Raw genomic sequence first — 23,615 nt, forward strand, 5'->3', positions numbered from 1 at the left:
GAGGTGGGGGCCGGTGTGGCCTTGACGAGCACCACCATACAACTGCATGGCATGCACGTGTATGGTCGTCATTCCGGCGGTCGCCTCGGGCACCGCACGTCCCGGCGAGAGGTGTGCGAGATGGGCGAGGTGGATTCAGCGGGACCCGGGTCGGGCGACGGCGCGGGGACGGTCGACCCCGGCCCGCCGCGCTCCGCCGACGGCGACCTCACCGCCCGCGCGCGGATCCGGTACGCCGCCCTGGAGCTGTACTCGGACCACGGCGAGGACCGGGTCTCCATGCGCCGCGTCGCCGCGGAGGTCGGCGTGACCATCGGGCTGATCCAGCACCACTTCGGCACCAAAGAGGGCTTGCGCCGCGCGGTGGACGACCTCGTGGTCGAGCACGTCGTCGACGCGCTGGCGACCGTCGCGCACACCGGGTCCCCCGCGGAGGTGGTCGCGGCCCGCGACGCCGCCGTGCGCGACATGCTCGAGCGCAACCCGATGCTCGTGAAGTACATCAACCGCGCCCTCATCGAGCCCGACGGCCGGGGTGCTCCCCTGCTCGCGGCGATCGTCGACCTCACCACCAGGGAGGTCGAGAGCCTCCGCCGCGGCGGCCACGCCTCCACGCGCTCCTCGGACAAGGTCCAGGTGGTGCGCACCCTCATGGGGCAGGTCGGCGAACTGTTCCTCGAACCGATCGTGGCCGCTATCTGGTCTCAGGTCGGCGGTGCCGACGACCGACGTCCCACCATCCGGATCACTGTCGGGGAGCACTGACCGCCTGTGTGCCGCTGGGCCGGTGGCGTCGCACCCGGATTCGGGAGGCGCGCCGGTGACGGGCGCGTGCGTCGTGCACGGCGGGGCCCCGGCCGCTAGTCTGACGGGGCGTAGACCCGGGCATTCCGCCAGGGGTGGGAAGGACACGCTCATGAGGTTCACCCGTCTGGCGAAACTCGCCGCGACGGCCGTGATGGCCGGCGCCGCCACGCTGATGGCGCCCGCAGCCGCCCAGGCGGCGGTGCCCGTCGGTGGCGCGACCCCCGTGCTCGTCGGGGGAGTGGCCGGATGCACCATCACGGCCGCCGGCTACGACGCCGCGGGCATCCCGGTCGCGTTCACCGCCGCCCACTGCAGCGATCGGATCAACGTCCCGGTCATCCTCCGCGACAACCAGGGCGCGGGCGTGATCGGCACCGTCGCCACCCGCAACGAGATCCTCGACTACTCGGTCATCCGCCTGGACCCGGGCGTCGCGTTCCCCGTCCGGCAGGCCGGCGTGGTCGGCCGCGCCCCGGCGCCGCAGTTCGGCGACGTCGTCTGCAAGGACGGCCTGTCGACCGGCCACACGTGCGGCATCACCTGGCAGCGCGAGGGCGACAGGTTCTGGAGCCACGCCTGCGCCGGTTACGGGGATTCCGGCGGGCCCATCACCCGCGACGGCCGGCTCGTGGGCCTGGTCTCGGGCGGCCACATGCCGCCGGCGGCCGGAGCGGCCGGCAGCCTCGGCCCGGTCCTGCCCTCGTGCCTGCACCCGGCGCAGTCGCCGTTCTTCCTCCCCGCGCTGGGGTACTCGTTCGACGCGATCGTCGCCGACGCCACCGCGCGCAACTGGCCCGGCAGCGGCTTCCAGATGGCCTGACGGCCCGGAGACGGTCGGCGACGCCCGGCGCGGCCTCCCTGCGACGCCCGGCGCGGCCCCCGTCTCCATCGAAAAGAACGTTCCGCACACGTTTCCCGAGTGGGGGTGTGCGGAACGCTCTTCTCGTTGAACCGGCGGGTCTTGTCGGCCCGGCGGGCGGCTCAGCTCACTTGAGCTCGGCGCTCGACAGGTCGAGGATGCGCCGGGCGATCACCAGCTGCTGGATCTGCTGGGTGCCCTCGAAGATGTCGAGGATCTTGGAGTCGCGCGACCACTTCTCCAGGAAGCTGCGTTCGGAGTAGCCGTAGCTGCCCGCGAGCTCGACGGCGCCCAGGGTCACCGCGGAGCCCGTGCGGCCGGCCTTGGCCTTGCACATCGACGCCTCCTTGGTGTTGGGCATCTTGTTGTCGGCCATCCACGCCGCGCGCAGCGTGAGCAGGTACGCGGCCTCCCAGTCGGCCTCGAGCTCGAGGTACTTGGCCACGGCGGCCGGCTGACTGGTGGCGGGCCGGTCGTAGTCGATCTCCATGCCGGCCTCCTCGAGGAGCGTGCGGATCTCCTCGAGCGCGGCGCGCGCGACGCCCACCGCCATGCCGGCGACCAGCGGGCGGGTGTTGTCGAACGTCTGCATGGCGCCGGCGAAGCCCTTGTCCACGCGGATCTCCGGGTCGCCCAGGAGGTTCTCCGCGGGGATGCGGCAGTCGGTGAACGTGATCTGCGCGGTGTCCGAGGCGCGGATGCCGAGCTTGTGCTCGAGCCGGTCCACGGAGACGCCGGGGTGGTCGCGCGGCACGACGAAGGACTTGATGGCGGCGCGGCCCTTGCTCTTGTCCAGGGTCGCCCACACCACGATGTGGTCGGCACGGGCACCGGAGGTCACGAAGATCTTGGTGCCGTTGAGGACGTATTCGTCGCCGTCGAGGCGGGCGGTGGCCGACACGGCGGCGGAGTCGGAGCCGAAGTCGGGCTCGGTGATGGCCATCGAGGCCCACACGCGGCCGAACTTCTCCATCTGCTCGTCATTGGCCACGGCGGCGATCGCGGAGTTGCCCAGGCCCTGGCGGGGGATGGACAGGGTCAGGCCGACGTCGCCCCAGCAGGTCTCGATGATGTTGAGCAGCGACTTCATGTTGCCGCCGTTGGACACACCCTCACGCTTGGGCGCGCCGCCGGATCCCATCGTGGCGCCGGAGGCGGCCTGGCCGGCGTCCTCCATGGCCTCCATCATGGCCTTGAGGGTGTCGAGTTCGACGGGGTACTCGTGCTCGGCGAGGTCGTACTTGCGCGAGATGGGCCGGAAGATCTGGGTGGCCACCTGGCGGGCCTGGTTCGCACCCGCCTGGAGCTTCTTGGGTAGTTCGAGGTTGATCATCGCTGGTTGTCCTTGGTCCGGTTCGGGAGGGTGGCGGGGAAGGCGAGGGTCACAGGACCACCGCGCCCTCGGCCACGCCCACCGCGCGCAGGTCGCGGTACCAGCGCTCGACGGGGTGCTCCTTGGTGAAGCCGTGTCCGCCCAGCAGCTGGACACCGTCGAGGCCGATCTTCATGCCCTTGTCGGCGGCGATCTTGCGGGCCAGTGCGGCCTCGCGGGCGAACGACAGCCCCTGCTCGGCGCGGGAGGCGCCGCGCCAGGTGACCAAGCGCATGCCGTCGAGCTCGGTGGCCATGTCGGCCACGGCGAACGCGACCGCCTGGCGGTGCGCGATGGGCTCGCCGAACGCGTGGCGCTCCTTGACGTACGGGGTGACGTAGTCGAGGACGGCGTGGGAGGTGCCCACGGCCAGCGACGCCCAGCCGAGGCGCGACAGCCGGATCACGTCGGCGTAGGCGGCGGCGCGGTCCCCGGGGGAGACGTCCGGGCCGCCGAGGATCGCGTCGGCGGGCACCGCCACGTCGGTGAGGACGAGGCGCCCCAGGCCGGCGGCGCGCAGTCCCATGGACGGGTCGGCCTCGACCACGAGTCCGTCGGTGTCGGATTCCACGACGAAGAAGGTCGGCGCGCCGTCGAGGGTGGCGGCGACGACGAAGAGCTCCGCGCTCCCGGCCGTGGGCACCATCGACTTGACGCCGCTGAGCGTGAAGCCGCCGGGGGTGCGGGTGGCGGTCGTCTTCAGGTCGAACGGGTCGAACAGCGGCCGGGGCTCGGCCACTACGACGGCGGCGGCCGGGACCTTCTCGGAGGCGAACGCCGGCAGGTAGGACTTCTGCTGGGTGTCGGATCCGAACTGGGTCAGGGTGGTGGCCACGCCGGACGGCGCGAGGATCGGCAGGGCCAGGCCCATGTCGCCGTAGGCCAGGGCCTCGGCGACGAGGGAGTTGGTCACCACGCCGCGCTCGGAGGCGATGCCCTCGAACTCCTCGGGGACGTTGAGCATGGTGGCGCCGATCTCGGCGGACCGCTCGAGCAGCGAGGCTGGTGCCTCGGCGGCGGCGTCTGCGTCGTGGGCGGCCGGGCGGATGACCTCGGTGGCGAACTCGCGCACGGTCTGGGAGATCAACTGCTGGTCGTCGTCCAGCGTGAGGTCGAACAGGTCGGGCCGCGACTCGGTGTCGGCGTCGGGGAGGCGCTTGGGGGCGCCGCCGCCGGAGACCTTCTTGAACGACTTGGTCGCGGCCCCGAGGGTCTTGAATCCGGTCTTGGTGGCCTCGTAGGTCACCCGGTCGACCTTCTGGCGCAGTCCGAACCGCTCGGCGAACTCCGACCCGGTGATCGTGGTCAACGCACGCATCGCGGCGCCGATGGCATCGATGCGTGTGGGGTTCTTGCCCGGTGTGGAGGTCTCCGCGCGTCCTGTCGTGGACGGGGTCGTGGGGTTCTTACTCATCATCACCAGCTGTTCTCGTGACGGACGGTGGACGGTGTGGTCCCCAACACCTTACTTCGGAGTAAGTTCCGAGCGCCACACTTTCCCCCGAAGTTCTCGTCACCGCTGGTCGGCGTGGGTCCGGTCAGCCGCGGAGCAGGGCGACCGCCTGGTCGACGGCGTCCGGGCGGCCCGCCACGAACCAGTCGTAGCCGTTGACCTCGACGGTCGTGCAGACCCCGCCCGCGCCGTCGACGAGCGCGCGGCCGGGCAGCCAGTCCCACTCGGGGCAGGAGTGTTGGCACCACACCGCGTGGACGCCGCAGGCGACCGACGCGAGGTCGACCGATCCGGATCCGAGCATCCGGATGGTCGCCGCGCCCCGGCTCACGCGGTGGAACGGCTCGGCCAGGGCGGGATCGGCGAGGAACGGCGGGTGGAGGTAGGTGGCGAGACTGCCGGCGGCGAGGTCGCCGGGGGTCAGCGGGGTCACGGGGACGCCGTTGCGGCGGGTGGGGATCTCGGAACCGCCGACGAAGGTCTCGCCGGTGACGGGGCGGTGGACCGCGCCGAGCAGGTAGTCGTCGGGGCCGCTGAGCGCCACTGCCGAGCACCAGTAGTCGGAGCCGGAGACGAAGTTGTAGGTGCCGTCGACGGGATCCACGACCCACCGGCGGTCGTGGCCGCCGGTGACGAGGGTGCCCTCCTCGCCGAGGACGCCGTCGTCCGGCCGGTGGGTGGCGAGGAGCGTGGTGATGTGTCGTTCGGCGGCGTCGTCCGCCTCGGTGACGACGTCCGAGACGGACGTCTTGCGCCGGACGTCGAGTCCGTCCTCGCGCAGGCGGCGCGCCAGGGTGCCGGCGTCGACGACGAGGCGGGCGGCCAGGTCGACGTCGGACAGTCGCTCGGTGGGCTCGTCGGGCACGGGGCGCGGGCGGCCGGTGTCGATGGACATGCACTTCCTCCGCTGGGGTCGCGGCGCGCTGACCACGGGCGGCAGCGGGTCCGCGGCTGTCGACGCTACCCGGGGCGGGCGACCACAGGTGGTGTGGCGGGTCACGTCGGGGCGACGGGCGGGGAAACGGTGGGCGACGCCCGGGCCGCGTAGACTCGGATCCCGTGCACCCTGAAGTCTCCGCCGACATCGCAGCCCTCGACGCGACCATGACCACCGTCGAGAAGGTCCTCGACATCGACGAGCTCGCCCGCCGCGTCGACGAGCTCGAGCAGATGGCCGCCGACCCGGACCTGTGGAACGACCAGGACCGGGCGCAGAAGGTCACCAGCGAGCTGTCCTACATCCAGGCGGACCTCCGTCGCTGCCGCGATCTGCGGCAGCGGATCGAGGACCTGCCGCTGATGTACGAGCTCGCGGAGGAGGAGGGCGGCGACGCCGTCGAGGAGGCGGACGCCGAGCGGGCGAGCCTGCGTGAGGACGTCGAGGCCATGGAGGTCAAGACGATGCTGAGCGGCGAGTACGACCAGCGCGAGGCCGTCGTGAACATCCGCGCGGGCGCCGGCGGCGTCGACGCCGCGGACTTCGCCGAGATGCTCATGCGGATGTACGTGCGCTGGGCGGAGAAGAACGGCCACAAGGTCGAGGTCTACGACACCTCGTACGCGGAGGAGGCCGGCATCAAGTCCGCCACCTTCATCGTCAAGGACCCGTACATGTACGGCACCCTCTCGGTCGAGCAGGGCACCCACCGCCTGGTGCGCATCTCGCCGTTCGACAACCAGGGGCGCCGTCAGACCTCCTTCGCGGAGGTCGAGGTGCTTCCCGTGGTGGAGACGGTCGACTCCATCGAGGTCCCGGAGAACGAGGTCCGCGTCGACGTGTACCGCTCGTCCGGCCCCGGTGGGCAGTCGGTTAACACCACCGACTCCGCGGTGCGTCTCACCCACGTCCCCACGGGGATCGTCGTGACCTGTCAGAACGAGAAGTCGCAGTTGCAGAACAAGGTCGCGGCCATGAAGGTGTTGCAGGCCAAGCTGCTCGAGCGCAAGCGCCAGGAGGAGCGGGCCGCGATGGACGCCCTCGGTTCGGGCGGCAACGCGTCGTGGGGTAACCAGATGCGCTCCTACGTGCTGCACCCGTACCAGATGGTCAAGGACCTCCGGACAGAGCACGAGGTCAACAACCCGTCGGCGGTGCTCGACGGTGACATCGACGGATTCATCGAGGCCGGCATCCGGTGGCGGATGCGGGAGGGGGCCGACGCCTAGTGAGGGTCCAGACCGACTTCAGCGGAATCGGCCGTTGGCTGAGCAACGAGGGTCTGGAGGTCGTCCTCCTCGTTCTGGGCGCGGCCCTGTTGACCCGCGTGATCGGCAAGATCGCCCGGATGTGGACCGGCCGGATCGACGCCAAGAACGCGGACAAGGAGCTGTGGTCCGAGGAGTCCAAGCACCTCCACTCGCTGATCCAGGTGCTCTCCTACGTCGCCGTCGCCGTCCTGTACGTCCTCTTCGGGATCCAGATCCTCCTGCGCTTCGGCGTGAACCTCGTCGCCCTGGTCGCGCCGGCGACAGTCCTCGGCGCAGCGCTGGGCTTCGGCGCGCAGAAGATCGTCCAGGACTTCCTCGCGGGCTTCTTCGTCCTCGCCGAGAGGCAGTACGGGTACGGCGACATCGTGGAGCTCACGACCGCGACCGGCGTGGCCGCCGGCACGATCGAGGACGTCACTCTTCGCATCACCCGGTTGCGCACGCTGGACGGTGAGGCCGTGATCGTCCCCAACGGTCAGATCGTCACCGCCGTCAATCAGTCGCAGGACTGGGCGCGCGCGATCATCGACGTGCCGGTACCCAACAACGCCGACATGGACAAGGCGCATGAGGTGCTCGCCGAGGTGTGCCGCGACATCGTCGACGACGACCGTGTGGGCGAGTACGTGCTCGACGAGCCGACCGTGATGGGCGTGCAGTCCATCAAGCTGGAGCAGACCGTCATCCGGCTGCTCGCCCGCACCAAGCCGGGGATGCAGTGGGAGGTCGGCCGGCGCATGCGCGCAGTGATCCTGCGCCGGTTCAGGCAGGAGGGCATCGTCCTGGAGCCGGAGGCGCTGGCGGCGATCCGGGCCGGGATGCTCCGTCCGCAGACCGGAGAGGGGAGCGTCTGATGGCACGGCACAGAGATGACGACGTGACCCGCGGCGCCGACATGACCCCCGGCGCCGACACGACCCGCGGCGCCGACACGGCCCGCGGCGCCGACATGACCCCCGGCGCCGACATGCCCCGCCACGCCGACATGACCCGGGAGGATGACGCCACGCGACAGGAGCCCGTGCTGCGCCAGGACCCGTCCGCCCGCGAGCAGCCCGATCCGTTGGGGTTGGGCGGCACGCCACCGCCCGACGCTCCTTCCCGGCGACCGAAGCCGGCGATCGTGGCGCTGCTCGGGGAGTTCCTGTCGATGTCACGGACGACAGCGATCCTTCTCGGCGCGTTCGTCGTCGCCGGGGTGCTGTATCTGCTCGTCCGGGAGCAGCCGGTCGTCGCCTTCGGTCCGCCGGCCCCGCCCGCGACCAGTGCGCCTACCGAACCGGCCGAGTCATCGTCCGAACAGACCGGGCAGTCGGAGATCACGGGCACGACCGATCCCACCCCCACGACAGGGCCGGATCAGACGGGGACCCCGACGACCGGGACGGCGACCACCGGACCCGAGGGCACCGCCACCACCAGCCCGGGCCTGGGTGGTCTGCGCGGAACGGCGGGCTCGACCCCCACCAGGCAGGAGCAGACGCAGGGACCGCAGCAACAAGCACCGCAGCAACAGGCGCCGCAGCAACAGGTACCGCAGGAGCAGCCCCAGCAGCAGTCGCAACAGCAGACCGGTCAGCAGACACCCGAGGGCGGTCCGACCTCCGTCCCGAGCGGTGGCGCTCTCGAGGGGTGACGCCGCCTGCTCGGCCGCCGGGCGGGTCCTCGGTGGTCCCGCCTGCGATCACGGCGTTCGGCCAGCGGCGCCATCAGGTGACAAGTGTGGCGCTACGCTACTGGTGTGATCAGTGCTTCCCGTGTGACCAAGTCGTACGCGTCCGTGCCGCGTCCGGCTCTGTCCGACGTGAGCGTGGAGATCGACGACGGCGAGTTCGCCTTCCTCATCGGCGCCTCCGGCTCCGGTAAGTCGACCTTCCTGCGCCTCCTGCTGAGGGAGGACCGGCTCGACTCCGGTCGGCTGGTGGTGGCCGGCCACGATCTCACACGCATGAAGAACTCGGACGTGCCCGGACTGCGGCGTTCGCTCGGCTGCGTGTTCCAGGATTTCCGTCTCCTGCCGGGAAAGACGGTCGCGGAGAACGTGGCGTTCGCGCTCCAGGTCATCGGCAAGTCCCGCCGGACCATCGAGAAGGTGGTCCCGGAGACGCTCGACATGGTCGGGCTGGGCACCAAGGCGAACCGTCGGCCGCACGAGTTGTCCGGGGGAGAGCAGCAGCGGGTCGCCATCGCCCGGGCGTTCGTGAACCGTCCCGTCCTGCTGCTCGCGGACGAGCCGACGGGCAATCTCGACCCGGAGACCAGTGAGGACATCATGCTGCTGCTCGACCGGATCAACAGGACGGGCACCACGGTGCTCATGGCCACCCACGACCACCACATCGTCGATCGGTCGCGCCGCCGGGTCGTGGAGCTGGTCGACGGTGCGGTCGTGCGGGATGACGCACGCGGGACCTACGGGGTGGATCGCTGATGGCCGTCCGATTCATCGCGTCGGAGGTCGCGCAGGGACTGCGCCGGAACCTGTCCATGACGCTGGCCATGATCATCACCACGGCCGTCGCGCTGGGGATGCTGGGGGCCGGCCTGCTGGTGGCGATGACCGCGTCCGCGAGCCAGGCCAAGTACGACTACCTCAACGAGTTCCGCGTCTACGTGGACCGCTCGATCTCCGTCGAGGATCCGGAATGTGCGGCGGAATGCGCCGGCATCCGGGAGCAGCTCGAGGAGACCTCGGGGGTGGCGTCCGTGGAGTACAAGAACCCGCAGGAGACCTACTCCGAGTTCGTCGAGCTGTTCGCCTCGACCGACCCGGTTCTGGTGGAGTCGACGTCGCCGGACGCCCTCGGCTCGCGGTTCACCCTCACTCTGTCCGACCCGACGCGGGCGGAGGACGTCGCGGTGGAGCTGGCGGACGTCTCCGGCATCGAGGTCGTGCAAGGGCAGGGTGAGCTGGTCGAGCGCGTCTTCTCGGTCCTTGGCGGCATCCGCAACGCGGCGTTCGCCATTGCGGTGGTCCAACTCGTGGCGACCGTCCTGCTCATCGCCAACATGACCCAGATCGCGGCGTTCACGCGACGCACCGCGGTCGGGATCATGCGCCTGGTGGGCGCGAGCCGGTGGTACACCGAGTTGCCGTTCGTGCTCGAGGCGGTGATCGCGGCGATCACCGGCGCCGTCCTGGCGGTCGGGGGTTTGCTGGTGGCCAAGAATGTGTTCCTCGACAGGGTGCTGGACGAGGCGTACCGGGCCAATCTCGTCGAGAGGATCACGACCTCCGACATCCTGCTGCTCGCCCCGGGGCTCGTCGTCGCCGGTGCGGCGGCCTCCGCGTTGACGGCGTGGGCGACCCTGAGGCTGACGGTCCGGCACTGACGGCCGCCGCCCCCGGCGGCTCGTCTAGACTCTGGGGGCTGCGCAACAGCAACGAGGAGGTGAACCGACGTGGCCAAGAAGAACAAGAAGAAGGGCGCGTCCTCCCTCGGCTCCGATGGGAGCATCGTCGCGAGTAACCGCAAGGCCAGGCACGACTTCCACATCCTGGACACCTACGAGGCCGGCATCGCCCTTGTGGGCACCGAAATCAAGAGCATGCGGGAGGGTAAGGCCTCGCTGGTCGACGCGTTCGCGACGGTCGACGACGGCGAGGTGTGGCTCCGCGGGCTCCACATCCCCGAGTATTCGCACGGGAGCTGGACGAATCACGCCCCCAAGCGGGCGCGGAAGCTCCTGCTTCACCGCCGGGAGATCGACTCGCTCGTCGGCAAGGTACGGGACGGGAACGCAACGCTCGTCCCGTTGTCGCTCTACTTCGTGAACGGTCGCGTCAAGGTCGAACTGGCCGTCGCGCGGGGTAAGCAGGCCCACGACAAGCGGCAGGACATCGCCCGGCGGACGGCCGAGCGCGAAGCGGTCCGCGAACTGGGTAGGAAGATCAAGGGCATGCGGGCGTGATGCCGGTCGCGCTGGCGTCGACCTCGGCGGTGGCGTACGGCATCAGTGACTACCTCGGTGGCGTGGCGTCCCGCCGCGCGCGGGCCCTGCGCGTCGTCAGCGTGGCCTACCCCGTCTCGATCGTGCTCGTGGGGGCCGCTGCGCTCGTCGCCGGCGGGTCGCCTACGCCGGCGGGCCTGGGGTGGGGGTTGGCGTCCGGGCTCGCATCCGGCGCCGCGGTGTGGACGTTCTACGTGGCGTTGTCCCGGGGGCCGATGAGCGTCATCTCGCCGATCACGGCGGTCCTGGCCGCCGCCGGACCACTGGCCTTCGGGTTGGCAGCGGGGGAGCGGCCCGGGCCCGCGGCGATGGCGGGGATGGCGTTGGCGCTCGTTGCCACCGTCCTAGTGTCCCTGGAGGGTGCGGGCGACGGCTCGTCCGCCCCGCACGGGCGGTTGACCGCGCCGCTCCTCGCGATGTCGGTGGTGTCGGGCTCGGCGTTCGCCGCCTTCTTCGTCCTGTTGTCCCGGGTGCCCGCGGGCGAGGGGCTCTGGCCGGTCGCGGCCTCGCGGGTCGGTGCCACGGTGATGCTGCTCGCCGCAGCCGTGGCCGCGCGTGAGTCGTTCCGCTTCCCGCGCCGCCTTATCGCGATCGGCGTAGTGATCGCCGTGTTCGACGCCATCGCGAACGGTGCGTTCTACTTCGCTTCCCAGGCGGGGATGCTCTCCCTCGTCAGCGTCATCGCCGCCCTGTACCCCGCCTTCACCGTGGCGCTGGCGGTCACGCACGGGGGCGAGCGGATGCGCGTCGTCCAGCTTGCCGGGCTCGGCCTGGCCTGCGTCGCGATCGTCCTGCTCACGCTCGGCTGAGGGGAGACGGACGTCACCCTGGTGTCAGACGGCCGCCCGGGGTATGGTTAGAGGTCCGTCGGCCAGAGTCGGCGGCTCCTGAGGGGCTGATGTGGTTTCGACTACGTGAGCTGACGCAGGGGAAGCGTGCCGGTGCAGGCCAGAGACCACCGTAAGCGTCGTGGCAACCAATTACGCGCCGATACCAATCAGCGCGACTACGCCCTCGCTGCCTGATAGCGAGCCCGTAGTCTGTCGGCCCGGGGTCGCTCTCGCCCCGGAACCCGGCATCATCTAGAGGGATCACCGGCTCACCCGGTCACGGGGTGGGTCGGGACATCTCACAGTGACTGGGATCGTCATCGCCAACACGTCCGCATGAGGGCGAGATCCGAGTAGAGGCCAACGCGGACTGCGCACGGAGAAGCCCTGCCGATGCTGCGGAGGACCCGGGTTCAATTCCCGGCAGCTCCACAATCGGGCTGAACCCCCGGTCGTCTCGACGACCGGGGGTTCAGTGCATTTCAGGGTATTGCTCGCAACGATCAATGCCGAGCCCGTCCGCACGCCGACCGCTACCACTTGGTCAGAAGGGTGGTGGTGGTTGGAGGAGTTCGTCGAGGTGGGCGTGGAGGGCGTGGAGGATGGCTTTTTCCAGGGCGCTGTCGGTGGGTTTGTTGCGTTGCCACCAGCGGCTGGCCGCGGCGGGGGTCTTCCGCTCGCGCGTGGCAGAGATCGAGTCCGGGCCTGGGGTGGTGTCGGCGGTGGGCTCGGTTGGTGTGGTGCCGGCGTCGGTGGTGTTGCGGGCCGTGGCGCGGGCGCGTTCGCGGGCCAGGCGCTGGGCGCGGCGGGCGAAGTAGGTCGCCTCGTCCAGGATCCCGGCCCCGAAGACGGGGGCGGGGTTGCGGCGTTGTTGACGCGCCCAGGCATCGGCTTCGTCGCGTTGGTGCTCGCGCCGGTATTGGGCCAGGGGTCCGTCGGGTCGGGTGAGCATGGTGGTGCCGTCGGGGGTGGTCACGATCAGGGTGCCGTCGGGTTGGAGTTGGTAGGTCCAGTCGGAGAAGGTTTTGAACCGGTGGTGGCGCCGGCACTGGCTCACCAGGTTGGCCTCGACTGTGTGGCCGCCGCCTGCGGGGTCGGCGTGGTTGAACGGCACCACATGATCCAAATCGCAGTCGTCGGCGGGGACCGCGCATCCGGGGTGGCGGCAGGTGCCGTCGCGGAGCCGGACCCGGCGCGCCAACTCGGCGCCGGGCCGGTATTTCAGCGCCGCGCTGGTGTCGTCGGCGGCACCGATGCGGGGGTCGACCTGCTCGAACGAGGCGCCATCTGAGGTGGCGAGCATCTCCAGCAGGGTCTGCAGGGCGGCCTCGCCGGTGCGGGTGAACTCCACTCGCGCGCCGTGTTCGTCGCGGCCGTTGTCGCCGGTGGCGATGACGGTGACCTTCGGCCGCAACACCGGAGCCTGACCGCCGCCATTGCCGCTGCGGCCGGTGGGGGCGCTCGGGCCGCCCGGGCCGGCGTCACCGTCGGTGTCGGTGTTGCCGGGAGTGGTGTTGGGCTGGGTGGGGGTGTCGCCGCAGATCAGGGACATCAGGGCGTCGGCGCGGCGTTCGGCCTTCGAGTAGTGCGGCTCGGGCTCGGTCGGGGCGTCCGGGTCGGTGTCGGGGTCGGCGACCCGCTGATCCAGGGCCTCGGCCAGCACGGCGGCCTCCTCGGTCGCCAACAGGGCCGAGACGGTGGACATGCCGTCGACGCCTTTGCCGATGCGCACGCCGCGAGTGCGGCTGGCGTCTTCTTTGCGTAGGCGGATGGCGTCGGGGTCGTGGCGGCCGATGACCGCATCGATCTCATCGCGCAGGGCCTTGTCGCCCAGACGGATACCGGCGGCGACACCGCCCAGGTAGTCCTCGACGACCTGGCGCTGGATCTGCTCAAGAACATCGCCGCGGACGGTGGACATCTGCCGGGCGAGCAGTTCGGCGACGCGTTGTTCCATCAGGCCGGCGGCCATCGCCTCCAGGATCGCCGGGTAACGGGTGTGCAGCTCCCACGAGAAGGACAGCATCTTCTCCGCCCGCCTAGCGGAGATCGACATCGCCGCCACCACATACCCGGCCGCGGCGACAAGGCCGTCAACAACAGCGTGGCCGGGGCGGGCCTCGTGGCTGCCGTCGATACCGTGCCCGTACTCGCGCCAACATTCCTGCAACAGCGCGTAGCAGGCGACCAGGCGCTGCGCGGCCGCGCGGTTCTCCGCCGCCCACCCCTCCCGCGCCGCCGCCGTCAAGCCCGTCAACGCCGCAGCAGCGCCGCCACCGGTCGAGCCGGCAGGGCCGGACGAGCCGGCAGAGCCGGACGAGTCAGCAGGGCCGGGAGGGGACGCGGGGCCGCCGGTCGTGCGCCCGGTGTCGCCGTCCATGCCCCACCCCCCGTGGTCGACTGTGCGGCGATGCCGCCGCTCATCTCGAATACGTGTTCTATTCTACGTGCACGTGTTCGGCACCACAAGGGCTTCCCCTGACTCACTGACGGCACCGGCGGGCGCACCCAGGGGGCCGGCGACCACGGCTTCGGTACCCTCTCCCTAGTGCCGGTCACCCGGAAGAGGTCGACGGTCTCCCAGTAGAGAAAGGCCCGCGGACACGTGAACGCCAAGCCCAACAAGAGCACCAAAGTGCTGCAGACCAAGTCCAACAACGGGATGATCATCACCGTCGTCGCGCTCATCGCGGTCGCGGTGGTGGTCCTCGGCGGAGTGGTCTGGATGGCCCAGAGGGGCGGCGAGGCCAACCCCATCACGTTCGGTGAGACCGCCGACGAGCAGATCGAGATCACGGACACCGGCGTGGTGATCGTGGGCCAGCAGGACGCACCCACGATTCAGGTCTGGGAGGACTACATGTGCCCCGCCTGCGGCTCGTTCGAGGCGCAGTACGGCGAGTCCATCTCCGAGGCCGTCGAGGCCGGGGATCTGCGGGTCGAGTTCCACACCCTCAACTTCCTCAACGGCCAGTCGGGGTCGGGTGAGTACTCCACGCGTGCCCTGGCGGCCGTCCAGTGCGTCGCGGCCAAGGACTCCCTGCCCGTGTTCTTCGACGTCAAGAACGCCTTCTTCGCCGAGCAGCCCGCCGAGGGTGGTGGCGACCGCTCGGCGCAGGAGCTCGCCGGGACCGCCGAGGAGGCCGGCGCGAACCCGGACACGGTCGAGTGCATCGGCAACGTCGAGACCAACGGCGGCATGGACAAGGCCTCCGACAGCGCAGACAACGCCCAGCAGACCATCCGGGAGATCACCGATCGCGTGTCGACCCCGACCGTCGCGTTCGAGGGTGAGGTCGTGGACCTCGCGAACGCCGCGTGGCTGCAGGAGATCGTCGCCTGACCCTCCTCGGTCCCGCGGGCCATGCGCCCACCGTTTTGGCGCCCCGGCCTCGCCTTTTCCGGCGGGGCCGGGGCCGATTTGGAAGGCCGGACCGTGGTGGTGTAACTTAAGTCGGGCCGGTCACCGAGAGGGGAACGGCGGAGAAATGGATACGGGGCTATGGCGCAGCTGGTAGCGCACCACACTGGCAGTGTGGGGGTCAGGGGTTCGAGTCCCCTTAGCTCCACCGAGGACGAGATCCCGGGAGGTCGGAGACCACCGCCCGGGATCTCGTCATTTCGCCGTCTTCCGCGGCGCGGCGTGCGGACGTAGTGTCGGTACATGGCGGAGCCGCGGGAGATCGCCGCCGTGCTCGACGAGTTCGTCGACGCCGGCCGGCTGAAAGGGTACGTCTGCGGCGTCCGGCAGGACGGATGCTCATGGCTCGCCGCGGGCGGTGCGCGGTCCATGGGCGGGCCCGCGATGCCCGAGGACGCGGTGTTCCCGCTGTCCTCCAACACCAAACCGATCGCGGCCATCCTCGCGATGCGGCTCGTGGAGCATGGCGTGATCGCCCTCGACGATCCGGTGGACACGCAGCTGCCGGAGCTCGCGCGGCCGCGGGTGCTGGCCGAACCCGACGGGCCGCTGGACCGGACGGTGCCTGCCGAGAGGTCTGTGACGGTCCGCGACCTGCTCACGATGACCGCCGGCGTCGGGTGGCCGGTACGCAACCCCGACCTGGGCGAGGCCATGGCCGCCCGGGGGGTCGCGCCCGGCCCGTACGCACCGGCCGTCCCGCCGGGGGAGTACCTGCGCAGGCTCGCCGAGCTCCCGTTCGCCGGACAGCCGGGTGGCGGGTGGTGGTACCACACGTGCAGTGACATCCTCGGAGTCCTGCTCGCCCGCGCCACCGGCGTGTCGGTGGGGGAGTTGGTCGCCGAGCACGTCACCGGACCCCTCGGCCTGGCCGACACCGGGTTCACGGCTGATCCGGACCGCCTGATCGTCACGTACGGACTCCGTCCCGACGGCCGGGTGGCGCCGGTCGACACCGCGTCCAGGTTCACGGGCCGCCCGGTGTTCGACTCCCTCGCCTGCGGGCTCGCCGGGACGGTGCGCGACTACCTGGCGGTCCTGGACGCGCTGGTCGACGGCGGCCCGCTCCTAGGCGCGGAGAGCGTGTGGCTGATGACCTCCGACCACCTCACGGAGCTCCAGCAGGCGTCCGCGGAGGGGTTCCTGGAGCCCGGATGTGGATACGGGTTCCAGGTCGAGGTCCGCCCGGACGGGACGGTCGGCTGGGCCGGGGGACTGGGCACGATCGGCTACGTCGACCGCCGCGCCGGCCGGTCCGCGGCGGTGTTCACCTCACAGGCCTTCGACGTGCCCGGCACGGCGGAGGCGCTGGAGACGGTGTGGTCGCTGCTGGGCTGAGCGATCGTCGGCACCGAGCCGGTCAGCGCCACCACGTGTCGAGCGGCGTGGCGGGGACGGTGCGCTTGTGCCGTGAGCCGAGGAACAGGGACTCGATGCGGGCGACGGCGTCGGCCGGGACGCCGTCGCGCCCCTCGAGGTAGTCGTCGATCTGCGCGTAGGTGACGCCGAGCGCGACCTCGTCGGGCAGGCCGGGCCTGTCGTCCTCCAGGTCGGCTGTGGGGACCTTGCTCCAGGTGGACTCCGGCGCGCCGAGGTGGCGCAGGAGCGCGGCGCCCTGGCGCTTGGTGAGACCGGTCAGGGGGGTCAGGTCGACGCCGCCGTCGCCGTACTTGGTGAAGAAGCCGGTCACCGCCTCGGCGGCGTGATCGGTGCCGACGACGAGGTGGTTCACCTGCCCGGCCGCAGCGTACTGGGCGATCATCCGCTCACGCGCCTTGATGTTGCCTCGGACGAAGTCCCGGATCGGCCCCGCCTGGTCGGGGAGTGCCGCCAGGGCCGTGGAGGCGGCCTCGGCGGCGGTGTCGGACGCTGCGCGAACGTCGACCGTCAGGTATGCGTCCGGGCGGATGAACTCCAGGGCGATCTGCGCGTCGGCCTCGTCGGCCTGCACACCATACGGGAGACGCATCGCGATGAACCGTGCCTGCTCCATCCCTTCCTCGCGGAGGCGTTCGGCCGCGAGCTGACACAGTCGTCCCGCGAGCGTCGAGTCCTGACCGCCGCTGATCCCCAGGACGAAGCCGGAGGCGGGTGTGGAGCGCAGGTAGTCGACGAGGAAGGCGACCCGCGACTCGACCTCGTCGGCGGGGTCGATATCGGGCCGCACGCCGAGTTCGGCGATGATGGAGGCGCGCAGCGCACTGGCGTCGGGTGGCGTCTGGTTCATGCGGTCAGCTTAGAAACCGCGTGTGACGTCCACGTGACATCGGTGCGCGGTCCGGGGTGCGGTCCCTCGCCGGTTGGAGTTCTTGCCGGGTGGTCCGTTACGATGGACCAGTTGTGTGTCGTACATCCGACCCCCGTGGCCGGACGTGTCGCACAGTGATTCCCAGTCGTGTCGGCGGCCATCGCGGCCGCCCCGAGAGCCTAAGGAGCGCCACATGAAGGTCCGCAAGTCCCTTCGGTCGCTGAAGAACAAGCCGGGCGCCCAGGTTGTCCGTCGTCGCGGCAAGACCTACGTGATCAACAAGAAGGATCCCCGGTTCAAGGCCCGCCAGGGCTGAGTCGACCGCGTGAGTTCTCACGCACCCCCGAGGGCCCGCCTCCGGTTCGCCGGAGGCGGGCCCTCGTCGTCGTCCCCGTCGACAGCGGTGCCCCGCCCCCACACGGCGAGGCGGAGGACCGACGTCGCGCCGCCGCCCACCGACCCCTCCCCGCCCCGCCCCGCTCCCGCTTGAGCCCTGCCGTCGGGTGGGACGTCCGCCCGGGCCCGGGTTCGTCCTCCGCGCCCGCGGTGGCCCACGGCCTTCCCGGGCGGCCTCAGGATGCCCCGCCCGGCGCCCGTGACAGCCCGGTGAACCGATCGCCGGGGGTGGCGTCGAGGGGTGCGGGAGCGGGCGAAATGGTGGGCAACCTGTGGATGGGATGGGGACAACCGGCGGCGCGTTGTGAGGGCTCTGGGGGCGCGTTGTGGGTTGCCGAAACCGTGTTTCGGAACGCGCTCCGGGATGCCACGATGGGGTGGTGCACCCGCCGATGAGGGCCCCGGTGTCCCCGGTTCCACGCCGATGCCGGGGCATCCCATAAGGCGGGATCACGACCTGGGAATTCCAGGGATGTAAGACCAAAATGTTGTGGTCAGTTGACCTTCTCGCCACTAGGGGTAGTGTTGGGAGGTGTTGCAGCACCGATGAATGCCATCCATGCGATTCGGCGCACGACCACCGACAGACACACGGCCGTCCCCTCGTCCGGGCTGAAGAACCCGGACAGGAAGGCCGCCACCAGAAGAGCCCCCTCGCGCCGCCCGGGCGCCGTGCCGAAAGAGGTCCTGACACACATGGTCACCGTCTACACCAAGCCCGCGTGCGTCCAGTGCAACGCCACTTACAAGGCGCTCGACAAGCAGGGCATCGAGTACCAGGTCGTCGACATCTCGGTGGACGATGAGGCCCGGGAGTACGTGATGGCCCTCGGGCACCTCCAGGCGCCCGTCGTGGTGGCCGGTTCCGACCACTGGTCCGGCTTCCGCCCGGACCGCATCAAGGCGCTCGCCTCCGTGGCGGCCTGACGGCCCGAGGGCACGAACACCTTTCGAGTTCCTGTGACAAGGGGGCGTCGATGGCGGCTCCGCTGCCGGCCGAGGAGCCGGTGAGGATCGTCTACTTCTCCAACATCTCCGAGAACACCAAGCGATTCATCGACCGGCTCGGTCTTCCCGCACTGCGCATACCGGTGCGGAAGACCGAGCCCATGCCGATGGTGTCGGACCCATATGTTCTAGTCGTCCCGACCTACGGGGGCAGCCTCGAGGTCACCGGTCGTAGCGGGGCCGCGGTCCCGCGTCAGGTGGTCGCGTTCCTCAACGACGCGCACAACAGAATTCTCTGCCGGGGAGTCATCGCCGGCGGCAACACCAACTTCGGAGCGGACTTCGGTCGCTCGGGCGACGTGATCGCGCGCAAGCTGGAGGTGCCGTACCTCTACCGCTTCGAGTTGATGGGCACACACGAGGACGTCATCCGCGTCCGAGAGGGATTGGAAGAGTTTTGGCAGCACCAACCGTGAACCCTGAGAGCACCACCGCGGGAGAGGCGGGGGAGGGCCAGCGTCTGGACTACCACGCGCTCAACGCCATGCTCAACCTCTACGACGCGGACGGGAACATCCAGTTCGACAAGGACCGTCAGGCGGCGAGGGAGTACTTCCTCCAGCACGTCAACCAGAACACGGTCTTCTTCCACAACCTCGACGAGAAGCTCGACTACCTCGTCGAGAAGGACTACTACGAGCGCGAGGTCCTGGACCAGTACACGCGCAACTTCGTGCGCGAGCTCTTCGACCACGCCTACGCCAAGAAGTTTCGCTTCCCGACCTTCCTGGGCGCGTTCAAGTACTACACGTCGTACACCCTCAAGACCTTCGACGGGAAGCGCTACCTCGAGCGCTACGAGGACCGCGTCTGCATGGTGGCGCTCACCCTCGCCGCCGGCGACGAGACCCTCGCCCGGCAGCTGGTCGACGAGATCATCGACGGCCGCTTCCAGCCGGCCACCCCGACGTTCCTCAATTCGGGCAAGAAGCAGCGCGGCGAGCCAGTGTCCTGCTTCCTCCTGCGCATCGAGGACAACATGGAGTCCATCGGTCGCAGCATCAACTCCGCCCTGCAGCTGTCCAAGCGCGGCGGCGGCGTGGCGCTCCTGCTGTCCAACCTGCGTGAGCACGGCGCGCCGATCAAGCACATCGAGAACCAGTCCTCGGGCGTCATCCCCGTGATGAAGCTGCTGGAGGACTCCTTCTCCTACGCCAACCAGCTCGGCGCGCGCCAGGGCGCGGGTGCGGTCTACCTGCACGCCCACCACCCGGACATCTACAAGTTCCTCGACACCAAGCGGGAGAACGCGGACGAGAAGATCCGCATCAAGACCCTCTCGCTGGGCGTCGTCATCCCGGACATCACGTTCGAGCTCGCCAAGCGCAACGACGACATGTACCTGTTCTCGCCGTACGACGTCGAGCGGATCTACGGCAAGCCCTTCGCGGACGTCGACATCTCGGCGAACTACCACGACATGGTCGAGGACAGCCGGATCAAGAAGACCAAGATCAACGCCCGGCACTTCTTCCAGACCGTCGCCGAGCTGCAGTTCGAGTCCGGCTACCCGTACATCATGTACGAGGACACCGTGAACCGGGCCAACCCGATCGCCGGCAAGATCACGCACTCCAACCTGTGCTCGGAGATCCTCCAGGTCTCCACCGCGTCGGAGTTCAACGAGGACCTCACCTACTCCAATGTGGGTAAGGACATCTCCTGCAACCTCGGCTCGCTCAACATCGCCAAGGCCATGGACTCTCCCGACTTCGGCCGGACCATCGAGACCGCCATCCGCGGTCTGACCGCGGTGTCCGACCAGACGCACATCAACTCGGTGCCGTCCATCGAGCGCGGCAACTCCGAGTCGCACGCGATCGGCCTGGGGCAGATGAACCTGCACGGCTACCTCGCGCGCGAGCGGATCCACTACGGATCCGAGGAGGGCGTCGACTTCACGAACATCTACTTCTACACCGTGCTCTACCACGCCCTCAGGTCCTCCAACCTGATCGCGCGGGAGCGTGGCACCTGGTTCGCCGGCTTCCCGGAGTCCAAGTACGCCTCCGGCGAGTTCTTCGACAAGTACACCGACCAGACGTGGGAGCCGGCCACCGACCGCGTGCGTCAGCTCTTCGCCGAGGCCGAGGTCGCCATCCCCACCCAGGAGGACTGGCGCGCGCTCAAGGCGGACGTGCAGAAGTACGGCATCTACAACCAGAACCTGCAGGCCGTCCCGCCCACCGGGTCGATCAGCTACATCAACAACTCCACGTCGTCGATCCACCCCGTGGCCTCGAAGATCGAGATCCGCAAGGAGGGCAAGATCGGGCGCGTCTACTACCCGGCGCCCTACCTGACCAACGACAACCTGGACTACTACCAGGACGCGTACGAGATCGGCTACGAGAAGATCATCGACACCTACGCGGCGGCCACCCAGCACGTCGACCAGGGGCTGTCGCTGACGCTGTTCTTCAAGGACACCGCCACCACCCGCGAGGTCAACCGCGCGCAGATCTACGCGTGGCGCAAGGGCATCAAGACCCTGTACTACATCCGGGTCCGCCAGCTCGCGCTCGAGGGCACCGAGGTCGAGGGCTGCGTCTCGTGCATGCTCTGACCCCACGGGCCCGGCCGCGTGCCACGACCCCCACCCGCCTTCAGGAGGAGAACCGATGACCGCCGAGCTGCACGCTCCGGGTTCCCACAGCCCCGCCGCCGGCATCCAGCCCAAACTCGTCGACCGCGTGTCGGCGATCAACTGGAACCGCGTCCCCGACGAGGTCGACGACCAGGTGTGGGGCCGGCTCACCACCAACTTCTGGCTCCCCGAGAAGGTGCCGGTCTCCAACGACATCCCGTCATGGCAGACCCTGACCGAGTACGAGCAGCAGCTCACCACGCGCGTCTTCACCGGCCTGACCCTGCTGGACACCCTCCAGGGCACCGTCGGTGCGGTGAGCATGATCCCCGACGCGTCGACCCCCCACGAGGAGGCGGTGCTCACCAACATCGCGTTCATGGAGTCAGTCCACGCCAAGAGCTACTCGACGATCTTCTCCACTCTGTGCTCCACCCCGCAGGTGGACGACGCCTTCCGCTGGGCCGAGGAGAACCCCTTCCTCCAGAAGAAGGCCAAGATCGTGCTCGGCTACTACTCCGGGGACGATCCGCTCAAGCGCAAGATCGCCTCGGTGATGCTCGAGTCGTTCATGTTCTACTCGGGCTTCTACCTGCCCATGCGGTGGTCCTCGCGCGCCAAGCTCACCAACACCGCCGACGTGATCCGGCTCATCATCCGGGACGAGGCCGTGCACGGCTACTACATCGGCTATAAGTACCAGCGCGGTCTCGAGCACCTCACCCAGACGGAGCGGGACGAGCTCAAGGATTACACGTTCGAGCTGCTGTTCGAGCTGTACGACAACGAGGCCGACTACACCGAGGACCTCTACGACCCGGTGGGCTGGACCGAGGACGTCAAGAAGTTCCTGCGCTACAACGCCAACAAGGCGCTGATGAACATGGGCTACGAGGGCATGTTCCCCAAGGACGAGACCGACGTCGACCCGGCCATCCTGTCCGCGCTGAGCCCCAACGCCGACGAGAACCACGACTTCTTCTCCGGCTCTGGCAGCTCCTACGTCATGGGCAAGGCCGAGGCCACCGAGGACGAGGACTGGGACTTCTGACCCGGCCATCAGTGAACGCAGCGGAGCCACTGCGACCGATCGCGGTCGCAGGGGCTCCGTCGTTGTCCGGGGACCAGCCGTCGGGGGCTGGGGCCGCGACCAGCCGTCGGGGGCGGGTCCGCGACTAGCCGTCGGGGGCGGGTCCGCGACTAGCCGTCGGGGGCGGGTCCGCGACTAGCCGTCGGGGGCGATGCCGTTAATCGACCCCCGGATGTCCTCCAAGACCGCACGGGCGGCGACCGGACCGGCGCCCTCCCACACGGCACGGTCCACCACGAACACCCGGTTGGCGCCCACCGCGTCCAACTCCATCCACCGATCCGAGGCGAAGACCTCCCGCGCCGCCTCCTCGGAATCGGGCCGACCGCCCACCACGGCGAAGATGACGTCCCCGTCGAGCTCATCACCCAGTGGAGGGGACTCGGGCAGCGGCGGCACCCGCTCGCCGTCCCGGGTGCGCTGCGCGGGCGGGCGCCCGGCGCCCACGGCCTCCAACATGAGCGAGCCGAGTGTGTCGGCGTCCTGCACCCGCGCCCCGGCACCCGAGCCGTCGGCGACAGAGACCAGGGACACCCAGGAGTCCGACGGCGTCGTCGCCCCGGCGGTGAACCGCGCCCGGTCGATGACGTCCAGCAACAGGTCGCCGCCCGCCCGCGGTCGGCCGTAGGCGTCGGCCACGGACTCGGTCGCGTCGGTCCACTCGAGGACGTCGCCGGAGTAGACGACGGTCGGCGCCACGTCGGCGAGCGCGTCGACGACCGCGGGATCGAGGTCCTGTGACCCCGCCAGCACGATGAGGTCGGGTGTGAGGTCGCGCGCGGCGTCGGCGACCGCGCCGGCGTCCGTGTCGTCGCCGAGTTCGATGGTCGGGAGAGCCACGAGGGGAGCGGGTAGGTAGACGTCGGCGTCGCGGGGCAACCCGGAGGTGCCGACGACGAGGTCCTGCAATCCCAGCGCGCAGGCGGTGTCCACCGCGCCCACCCCGAGAGCGAGGATGCGCTCGGGCGACCGCGGCACCGCCACGCTGTCCGCGCCCGGGCCGGTGGTGTCGACCCTGCGGGTGCCCGCGCCGGGGAACTCCGTGGGCACCGGTGCAGGTGCGCACGAGTCCTCGGGCTCGGCGGAGCGCTGCAGCTCCTCACCGGCCATCCGTGACGGCGTCGTCGTCACGGGGTGCTCGACCATGTCGACGGGGGAGGGGCCACACGCCGCGAGGGCGAGACCGGCCGCCAGCGGCGCCGCGGCCCGGACGGCACGCCGTTTATACCCCCGCCCGGGGCGCCGGCGGAGGACGGGAACGGAATCGGTCATGGGACAACAGCCTAGGAGATGGGCCCACCGGGGCCGTTCCCACCGAGGTCGTCCAGCGTCCCGTAAGCGCTCCGAGCACCCCTGTCCGCACCCCGGTCCGCGCCGCGGTTAAC

22 protein-coding genes, 1 tRNA gene and 1 other RNA gene are annotated in these 23,615 nt (G+C 69.9%); 18 read left to right on the forward strand and 6 right to left on the reverse strand.

The window, feature by feature from the left end; genetic code table 11:
- Positions 1-120 precede the first annotated feature (120 nt).
- Complete coding sequence (locus A6035_RS05240) at positions 121-765, forward strand: TetR/AcrR family transcriptional regulator (RefSeq protein ID WP_108846903.1); 645 nt, start codon at positions 121-123, stop codon at positions 763-765.
- 151 nt (positions 766-916) lie between these two features.
- The gene (locus A6035_RS05245; RefSeq protein ID WP_108846904.1) at positions 917-1,627 is read left to right on the forward strand and encodes a chymotrypsin family serine protease; all 711 of its coding nucleotides are present in this window, start codon (positions 917-919) and stop codon (positions 1,625-1,627) included.
- Between the two features lie 166 nt (positions 1,628-1,793).
- On the opposite strand, the gene A6035_RS05250 is transcribed toward A6035_RS05245, so the two are convergent.
- The 3 genes from A6035_RS05250 to A6035_RS05260 all read right to left on the reverse strand — a co-directional run bounded on the left by A6035_RS05250 (position 1,794) and on the right by A6035_RS05260 (position 5,386).
- The gene (locus tag A6035_RS05250; RefSeq protein ID WP_108846905.1) at positions 1,794-2,999 is read right to left on the reverse strand and encodes an acyl-CoA dehydrogenase family protein; all 1,206 of its coding nucleotides are present in this window, start codon (positions 2,997-2,999) and stop codon (positions 1,794-1,796) included.
- Between the two features lie 49 nt (positions 3,000-3,048).
- The gene (locus tag A6035_RS05255; protein WP_108849098.1) at positions 3,049-4,455 is read right to left on the reverse strand and encodes an acyl-CoA dehydrogenase family protein; all 1,407 of its coding nucleotides are present in this window, start codon (positions 4,453-4,455) and stop codon (positions 3,049-3,051) included.
- A gap of 121 nt (positions 4,456-4,576) precedes the next feature.
- Positions 4,577-5,386 carry an inositol monophosphatase family protein gene (locus A6035_RS05260; protein WP_108846906.1) on the reverse strand — a complete coding sequence of 270 codons (810 nt, stop codon included), beginning with the start codon at positions 5,384-5,386 and terminating at the stop codon, positions 4,577-4,579.
- A 164-nt stretch (positions 5,387-5,550) separates the two neighbouring features.
- Here A6035_RS05260 and prfB point away from each other — a divergent pair, with 164 nt between their 5' ends.
- The 8 genes from prfB to ssrA all read left to right on the forward strand — a co-directional run bounded on the left by prfB (position 5,551) and on the right by ssrA (position 11,915).
- Positions 5,551-6,657 carry a peptide chain release factor 2 gene (gene prfB, locus A6035_RS05265; protein ID WP_108846907.1) on the forward strand — a complete coding sequence of 369 codons (1,107 nt, stop codon included), beginning with the start codon at positions 5,551-5,553 and terminating at the stop codon, positions 6,655-6,657.
- On the forward strand, positions 6,657-7,553 hold the full coding sequence (locus A6035_RS05270) for a mechanosensitive ion channel family protein (protein WP_108846908.1): 897 nt from the start codon (positions 6,657-6,659) through the stop codon (positions 7,551-7,553). Before prfB ends, A6035_RS05270 begins: the two co-directional genes overlap by 1 nt.
- Positions 7,553-8,335, forward strand: coding sequence for a hypothetical protein (locus tag A6035_RS05275; protein WP_108846909.1), 783 nt, complete (start codon positions 7,553-7,555; stop codon positions 8,333-8,335). Before A6035_RS05270 ends, A6035_RS05275 begins: the two co-directional genes overlap by 1 nt.
- Positions 8,336-8,440: 105 nt before the next feature.
- Positions 8,441-9,130, forward strand: coding sequence for a cell division ATP-binding protein FtsE (gene ftsE / locus A6035_RS05280; protein ID WP_108846910.1), 690 nt, complete (start codon positions 8,441-8,443; stop codon positions 9,128-9,130).
- Complete coding sequence (gene ftsX / locus A6035_RS05285; RefSeq protein ID WP_108846911.1) at positions 9,130-10,032, forward strand: permease-like cell division protein FtsX; 903 nt, start codon at positions 9,130-9,132, stop codon at positions 10,030-10,032. Before ftsE ends, ftsX begins: the two co-directional genes overlap by 1 nt.
- Before the next feature lie 69 nt (positions 10,033-10,101).
- Entirely contained in the window at positions 10,102-10,611 is a 510-nt protein-coding gene (gene smpB, locus A6035_RS05290) for an SsrA-binding protein SmpB (RefSeq protein WP_007633865.1), read from the forward strand.
- The gene (locus A6035_RS05295; RefSeq protein WP_108846912.1) at positions 10,611-11,459 is read left to right on the forward strand and encodes a DMT family transporter; all 849 of its coding nucleotides are present in this window, start codon (positions 10,611-10,613) and stop codon (positions 11,457-11,459) included. The genes smpB and A6035_RS05295 overlap by 1 nt, the downstream gene beginning before the upstream one ends.
- An 82-nt stretch (positions 11,460-11,541) precedes the next feature.
- Positions 11,542-11,915: a transfer-messenger RNA gene (gene ssrA, locus A6035_RS05300) on the forward strand.
- A 109-nt stretch (positions 11,916-12,024) separates the two neighbouring features.
- Here ssrA and A6035_RS05305 read toward each other — a convergent pair.
- The gene (locus tag A6035_RS05305; protein ID WP_244192546.1) at positions 12,025-13,860 is read right to left on the reverse strand and encodes an HNH endonuclease; all 1,836 of its coding nucleotides are present in this window, start codon (positions 13,858-13,860) and stop codon (positions 12,025-12,027) included.
- Positions 13,861-14,085: 225 nt separating this feature from the next.
- Between A6035_RS05305 and A6035_RS05310 the strand changes: the two genes are divergently transcribed.
- The 3 genes from A6035_RS05310 (at position 14,086) to A6035_RS05320 (ending at position 16,239) form a co-directional block, all read left to right on the forward strand.
- Positions 14,086-14,823 carry a DsbA family protein gene (locus A6035_RS05310; RefSeq protein ID WP_108846914.1) on the forward strand — a complete coding sequence of 246 codons (738 nt, stop codon included), beginning with the start codon at positions 14,086-14,088 and terminating at the stop codon, positions 14,821-14,823.
- Between the two features lie 153 nt (positions 14,824-14,976).
- Positions 14,977-15,049, forward strand: a tRNA-Ala gene (locus A6035_RS05315).
- Between the two features lie 95 nt (positions 15,050-15,144).
- A complete protein-coding gene (locus tag A6035_RS05320; RefSeq protein WP_108846915.1) occupies positions 15,145-16,239 on the forward strand; it encodes a serine hydrolase domain-containing protein in 1,095 nt (364 codons plus the stop codon).
- Positions 16,240-16,261: 22 nt separating this feature from the next.
- Here A6035_RS05320 and nadE read toward each other — a convergent pair whose 3' ends face one another.
- A complete protein-coding gene (nadE, locus tag A6035_RS05325; protein WP_108846916.1) occupies positions 16,262-17,128 on the reverse strand; it encodes an ammonia-dependent NAD(+) synthetase in 867 nt (288 codons plus the stop codon).
- Between the two features lie 214 nt (positions 17,129-17,342).
- Here nadE and ykgO point away from each other — a divergent pair, with 214 nt between their 5' ends.
- The 5 genes from ykgO to nrdF all read left to right on the forward strand — a co-directional run bounded on the left by ykgO (position 17,343) and on the right by nrdF (position 22,191).
- A complete protein-coding gene (gene ykgO, locus A6035_RS05330) occupies positions 17,343-17,465 on the forward strand; it encodes a type B 50S ribosomal protein L36 (protein WP_007626209.1) in 123 nt (40 codons plus the stop codon).
- A 776-nt stretch (positions 17,466-18,241) separates the two neighbouring features.
- Positions 18,242-18,472, forward strand: a complete 231-nt coding sequence (gene nrdH / locus A6035_RS05335; RefSeq protein ID WP_007627786.1) for a glutaredoxin-like protein NrdH — start codon at positions 18,242-18,244, stop codon at positions 18,470-18,472.
- A 50-nt stretch (positions 18,473-18,522) separates the two neighbouring features.
- Positions 18,523-18,969, forward strand: a complete 447-nt coding sequence (gene nrdI / locus A6035_RS05340) for a class Ib ribonucleoside-diphosphate reductase assembly flavoprotein NrdI (RefSeq protein ID WP_108846917.1) — start codon at positions 18,523-18,525, stop codon at positions 18,967-18,969.
- A gap of 68 nt (positions 18,970-19,037) precedes the next feature.
- Positions 19,038-21,119 carry a class 1b ribonucleoside-diphosphate reductase subunit alpha gene (gene nrdE, locus A6035_RS05345; RefSeq protein WP_235026757.1) on the forward strand — a complete coding sequence of 694 codons (2,082 nt, stop codon included), beginning with the start codon at positions 19,038-19,040 and terminating at the stop codon, positions 21,117-21,119.
- A 55-nt stretch (positions 21,120-21,174) separates the two neighbouring features.
- Complete coding sequence (nrdF, locus tag A6035_RS05350; RefSeq protein ID WP_108846919.1) at positions 21,175-22,191, forward strand: class 1b ribonucleoside-diphosphate reductase subunit beta; 1,017 nt, start codon at positions 21,175-21,177, stop codon at positions 22,189-22,191.
- A gap of 174 nt (positions 22,192-22,365) precedes the next feature.
- Here the strand turns inward: nrdF and A6035_RS05355 are convergent, their stop codons facing one another.
- The gene (locus A6035_RS05355; protein WP_235026756.1) at positions 22,366-23,502 is read right to left on the reverse strand and encodes an ABC transporter substrate-binding protein; all 1,137 of its coding nucleotides are present in this window, start codon (positions 23,500-23,502) and stop codon (positions 22,366-22,368) included.
- Between the last annotated feature and the right edge of the window lie 113 nt (positions 23,503-23,615).

The sequence above is a fragment of the Dietzia lutea genome, assembly GCF_003096075.1.
GTDB classification, from domain to species: Bacteria; Actinomycetota; Actinomycetes; order Mycobacteriales; family Mycobacteriaceae; genus Dietzia; species Dietzia lutea.

Excerpts from the sequence above, each read along its gene's own strand:
- A6035_RS05295 (WP_108846912.1), top strand. The coding sequence starts at position 10,611 with ATGCCGGTCGCGCTGGCGTCGACCTCGGCGGTGGCGTACGGCATCAGT.
- A6035_RS05305 (WP_244192546.1), bottom strand. The coding sequence starts at position 13,860 with ATGGACGGCGACACCGGGCGCACGACCGGCGGCCCCGCGTCCCCTCCC.
- nrdF (WP_108846919.1), top strand. The coding sequence starts at position 21,175 with ATGACCGCCGAGCTGCACGCTCCGGGTTCCCACAGCCCCGCCGCCGGC.
- ftsX (WP_108846911.1), top strand. The coding sequence starts at position 9,130 with ATGGCCGTCCGATTCATCGCGTCGGAGGTCGCGCAGGGACTGCGCCGG.
- A6035_RS05355 (WP_235026756.1), bottom strand. The coding sequence starts at position 23,502 with ATGACCGATTCCGTTCCCGTCCTCCGCCGGCGCCCCGGGCGGGGGTAT.
- A6035_RS05260 (WP_108846906.1), bottom strand. The coding sequence starts at position 5,386 with ATGTCCATCGACACCGGCCGCCCGCGCCCCGTGCCCGACGAGCCCACC.
- nadE (WP_108846916.1), bottom strand. The coding sequence starts at position 17,128 with ATGAACCAGACGCCACCCGACGCCAGTGCGCTGCGCGCCTCCATCATC.
- nrdI (WP_108846917.1), top strand. The coding sequence starts at position 18,523 with ATGGCGGCTCCGCTGCCGGCCGAGGAGCCGGTGAGGATCGTCTACTTC.
- nrdH (WP_007627786.1), top strand. The coding sequence starts at position 18,242 with ATGGTCACCGTCTACACCAAGCCCGCGTGCGTCCAGTGCAACGCCACT.
- A6035_RS05320 (WP_108846915.1), top strand. The coding sequence starts at position 15,145 with ATGGCGGAGCCGCGGGAGATCGCCGCCGTGCTCGACGAGTTCGTCGAC.
- A6035_RS05240 (WP_108846903.1), top strand. The coding sequence starts at position 121 with ATGGGCGAGGTGGATTCAGCGGGACCCGGGTCGGGCGACGGCGCGGGG.
- nrdE (WP_235026757.1), top strand. The coding sequence starts at position 19,038 with ATGCTCAACCTCTACGACGCGGACGGGAACATCCAGTTCGACAAGGAC.
- A6035_RS05245 (WP_108846904.1), top strand. The coding sequence starts at position 917 with ATGAGGTTCACCCGTCTGGCGAAACTCGCCGCGACGGCCGTGATGGCC.
- A6035_RS05275 (WP_108846909.1), top strand. The coding sequence starts at position 7,553 with ATGGCACGGCACAGAGATGACGACGTGACCCGCGGCGCCGACATGACC.
- ykgO (WP_007626209.1), top strand. The coding sequence starts at position 17,343 with ATGAAGGTCCGCAAGTCCCTTCGGTCGCTGAAGAACAAGCCGGGCGCC.
- A6035_RS05250 (WP_108846905.1), bottom strand. The coding sequence starts at position 2,999 with ATGATCAACCTCGAACTACCCAAGAAGCTCCAGGCGGGTGCGAACCAG.
- A6035_RS05255 (WP_108849098.1), bottom strand. The coding sequence starts at position 4,455 with ATGATGAGTAAGAACCCCACGACCCCGTCCACGACAGGACGCGCGGAG.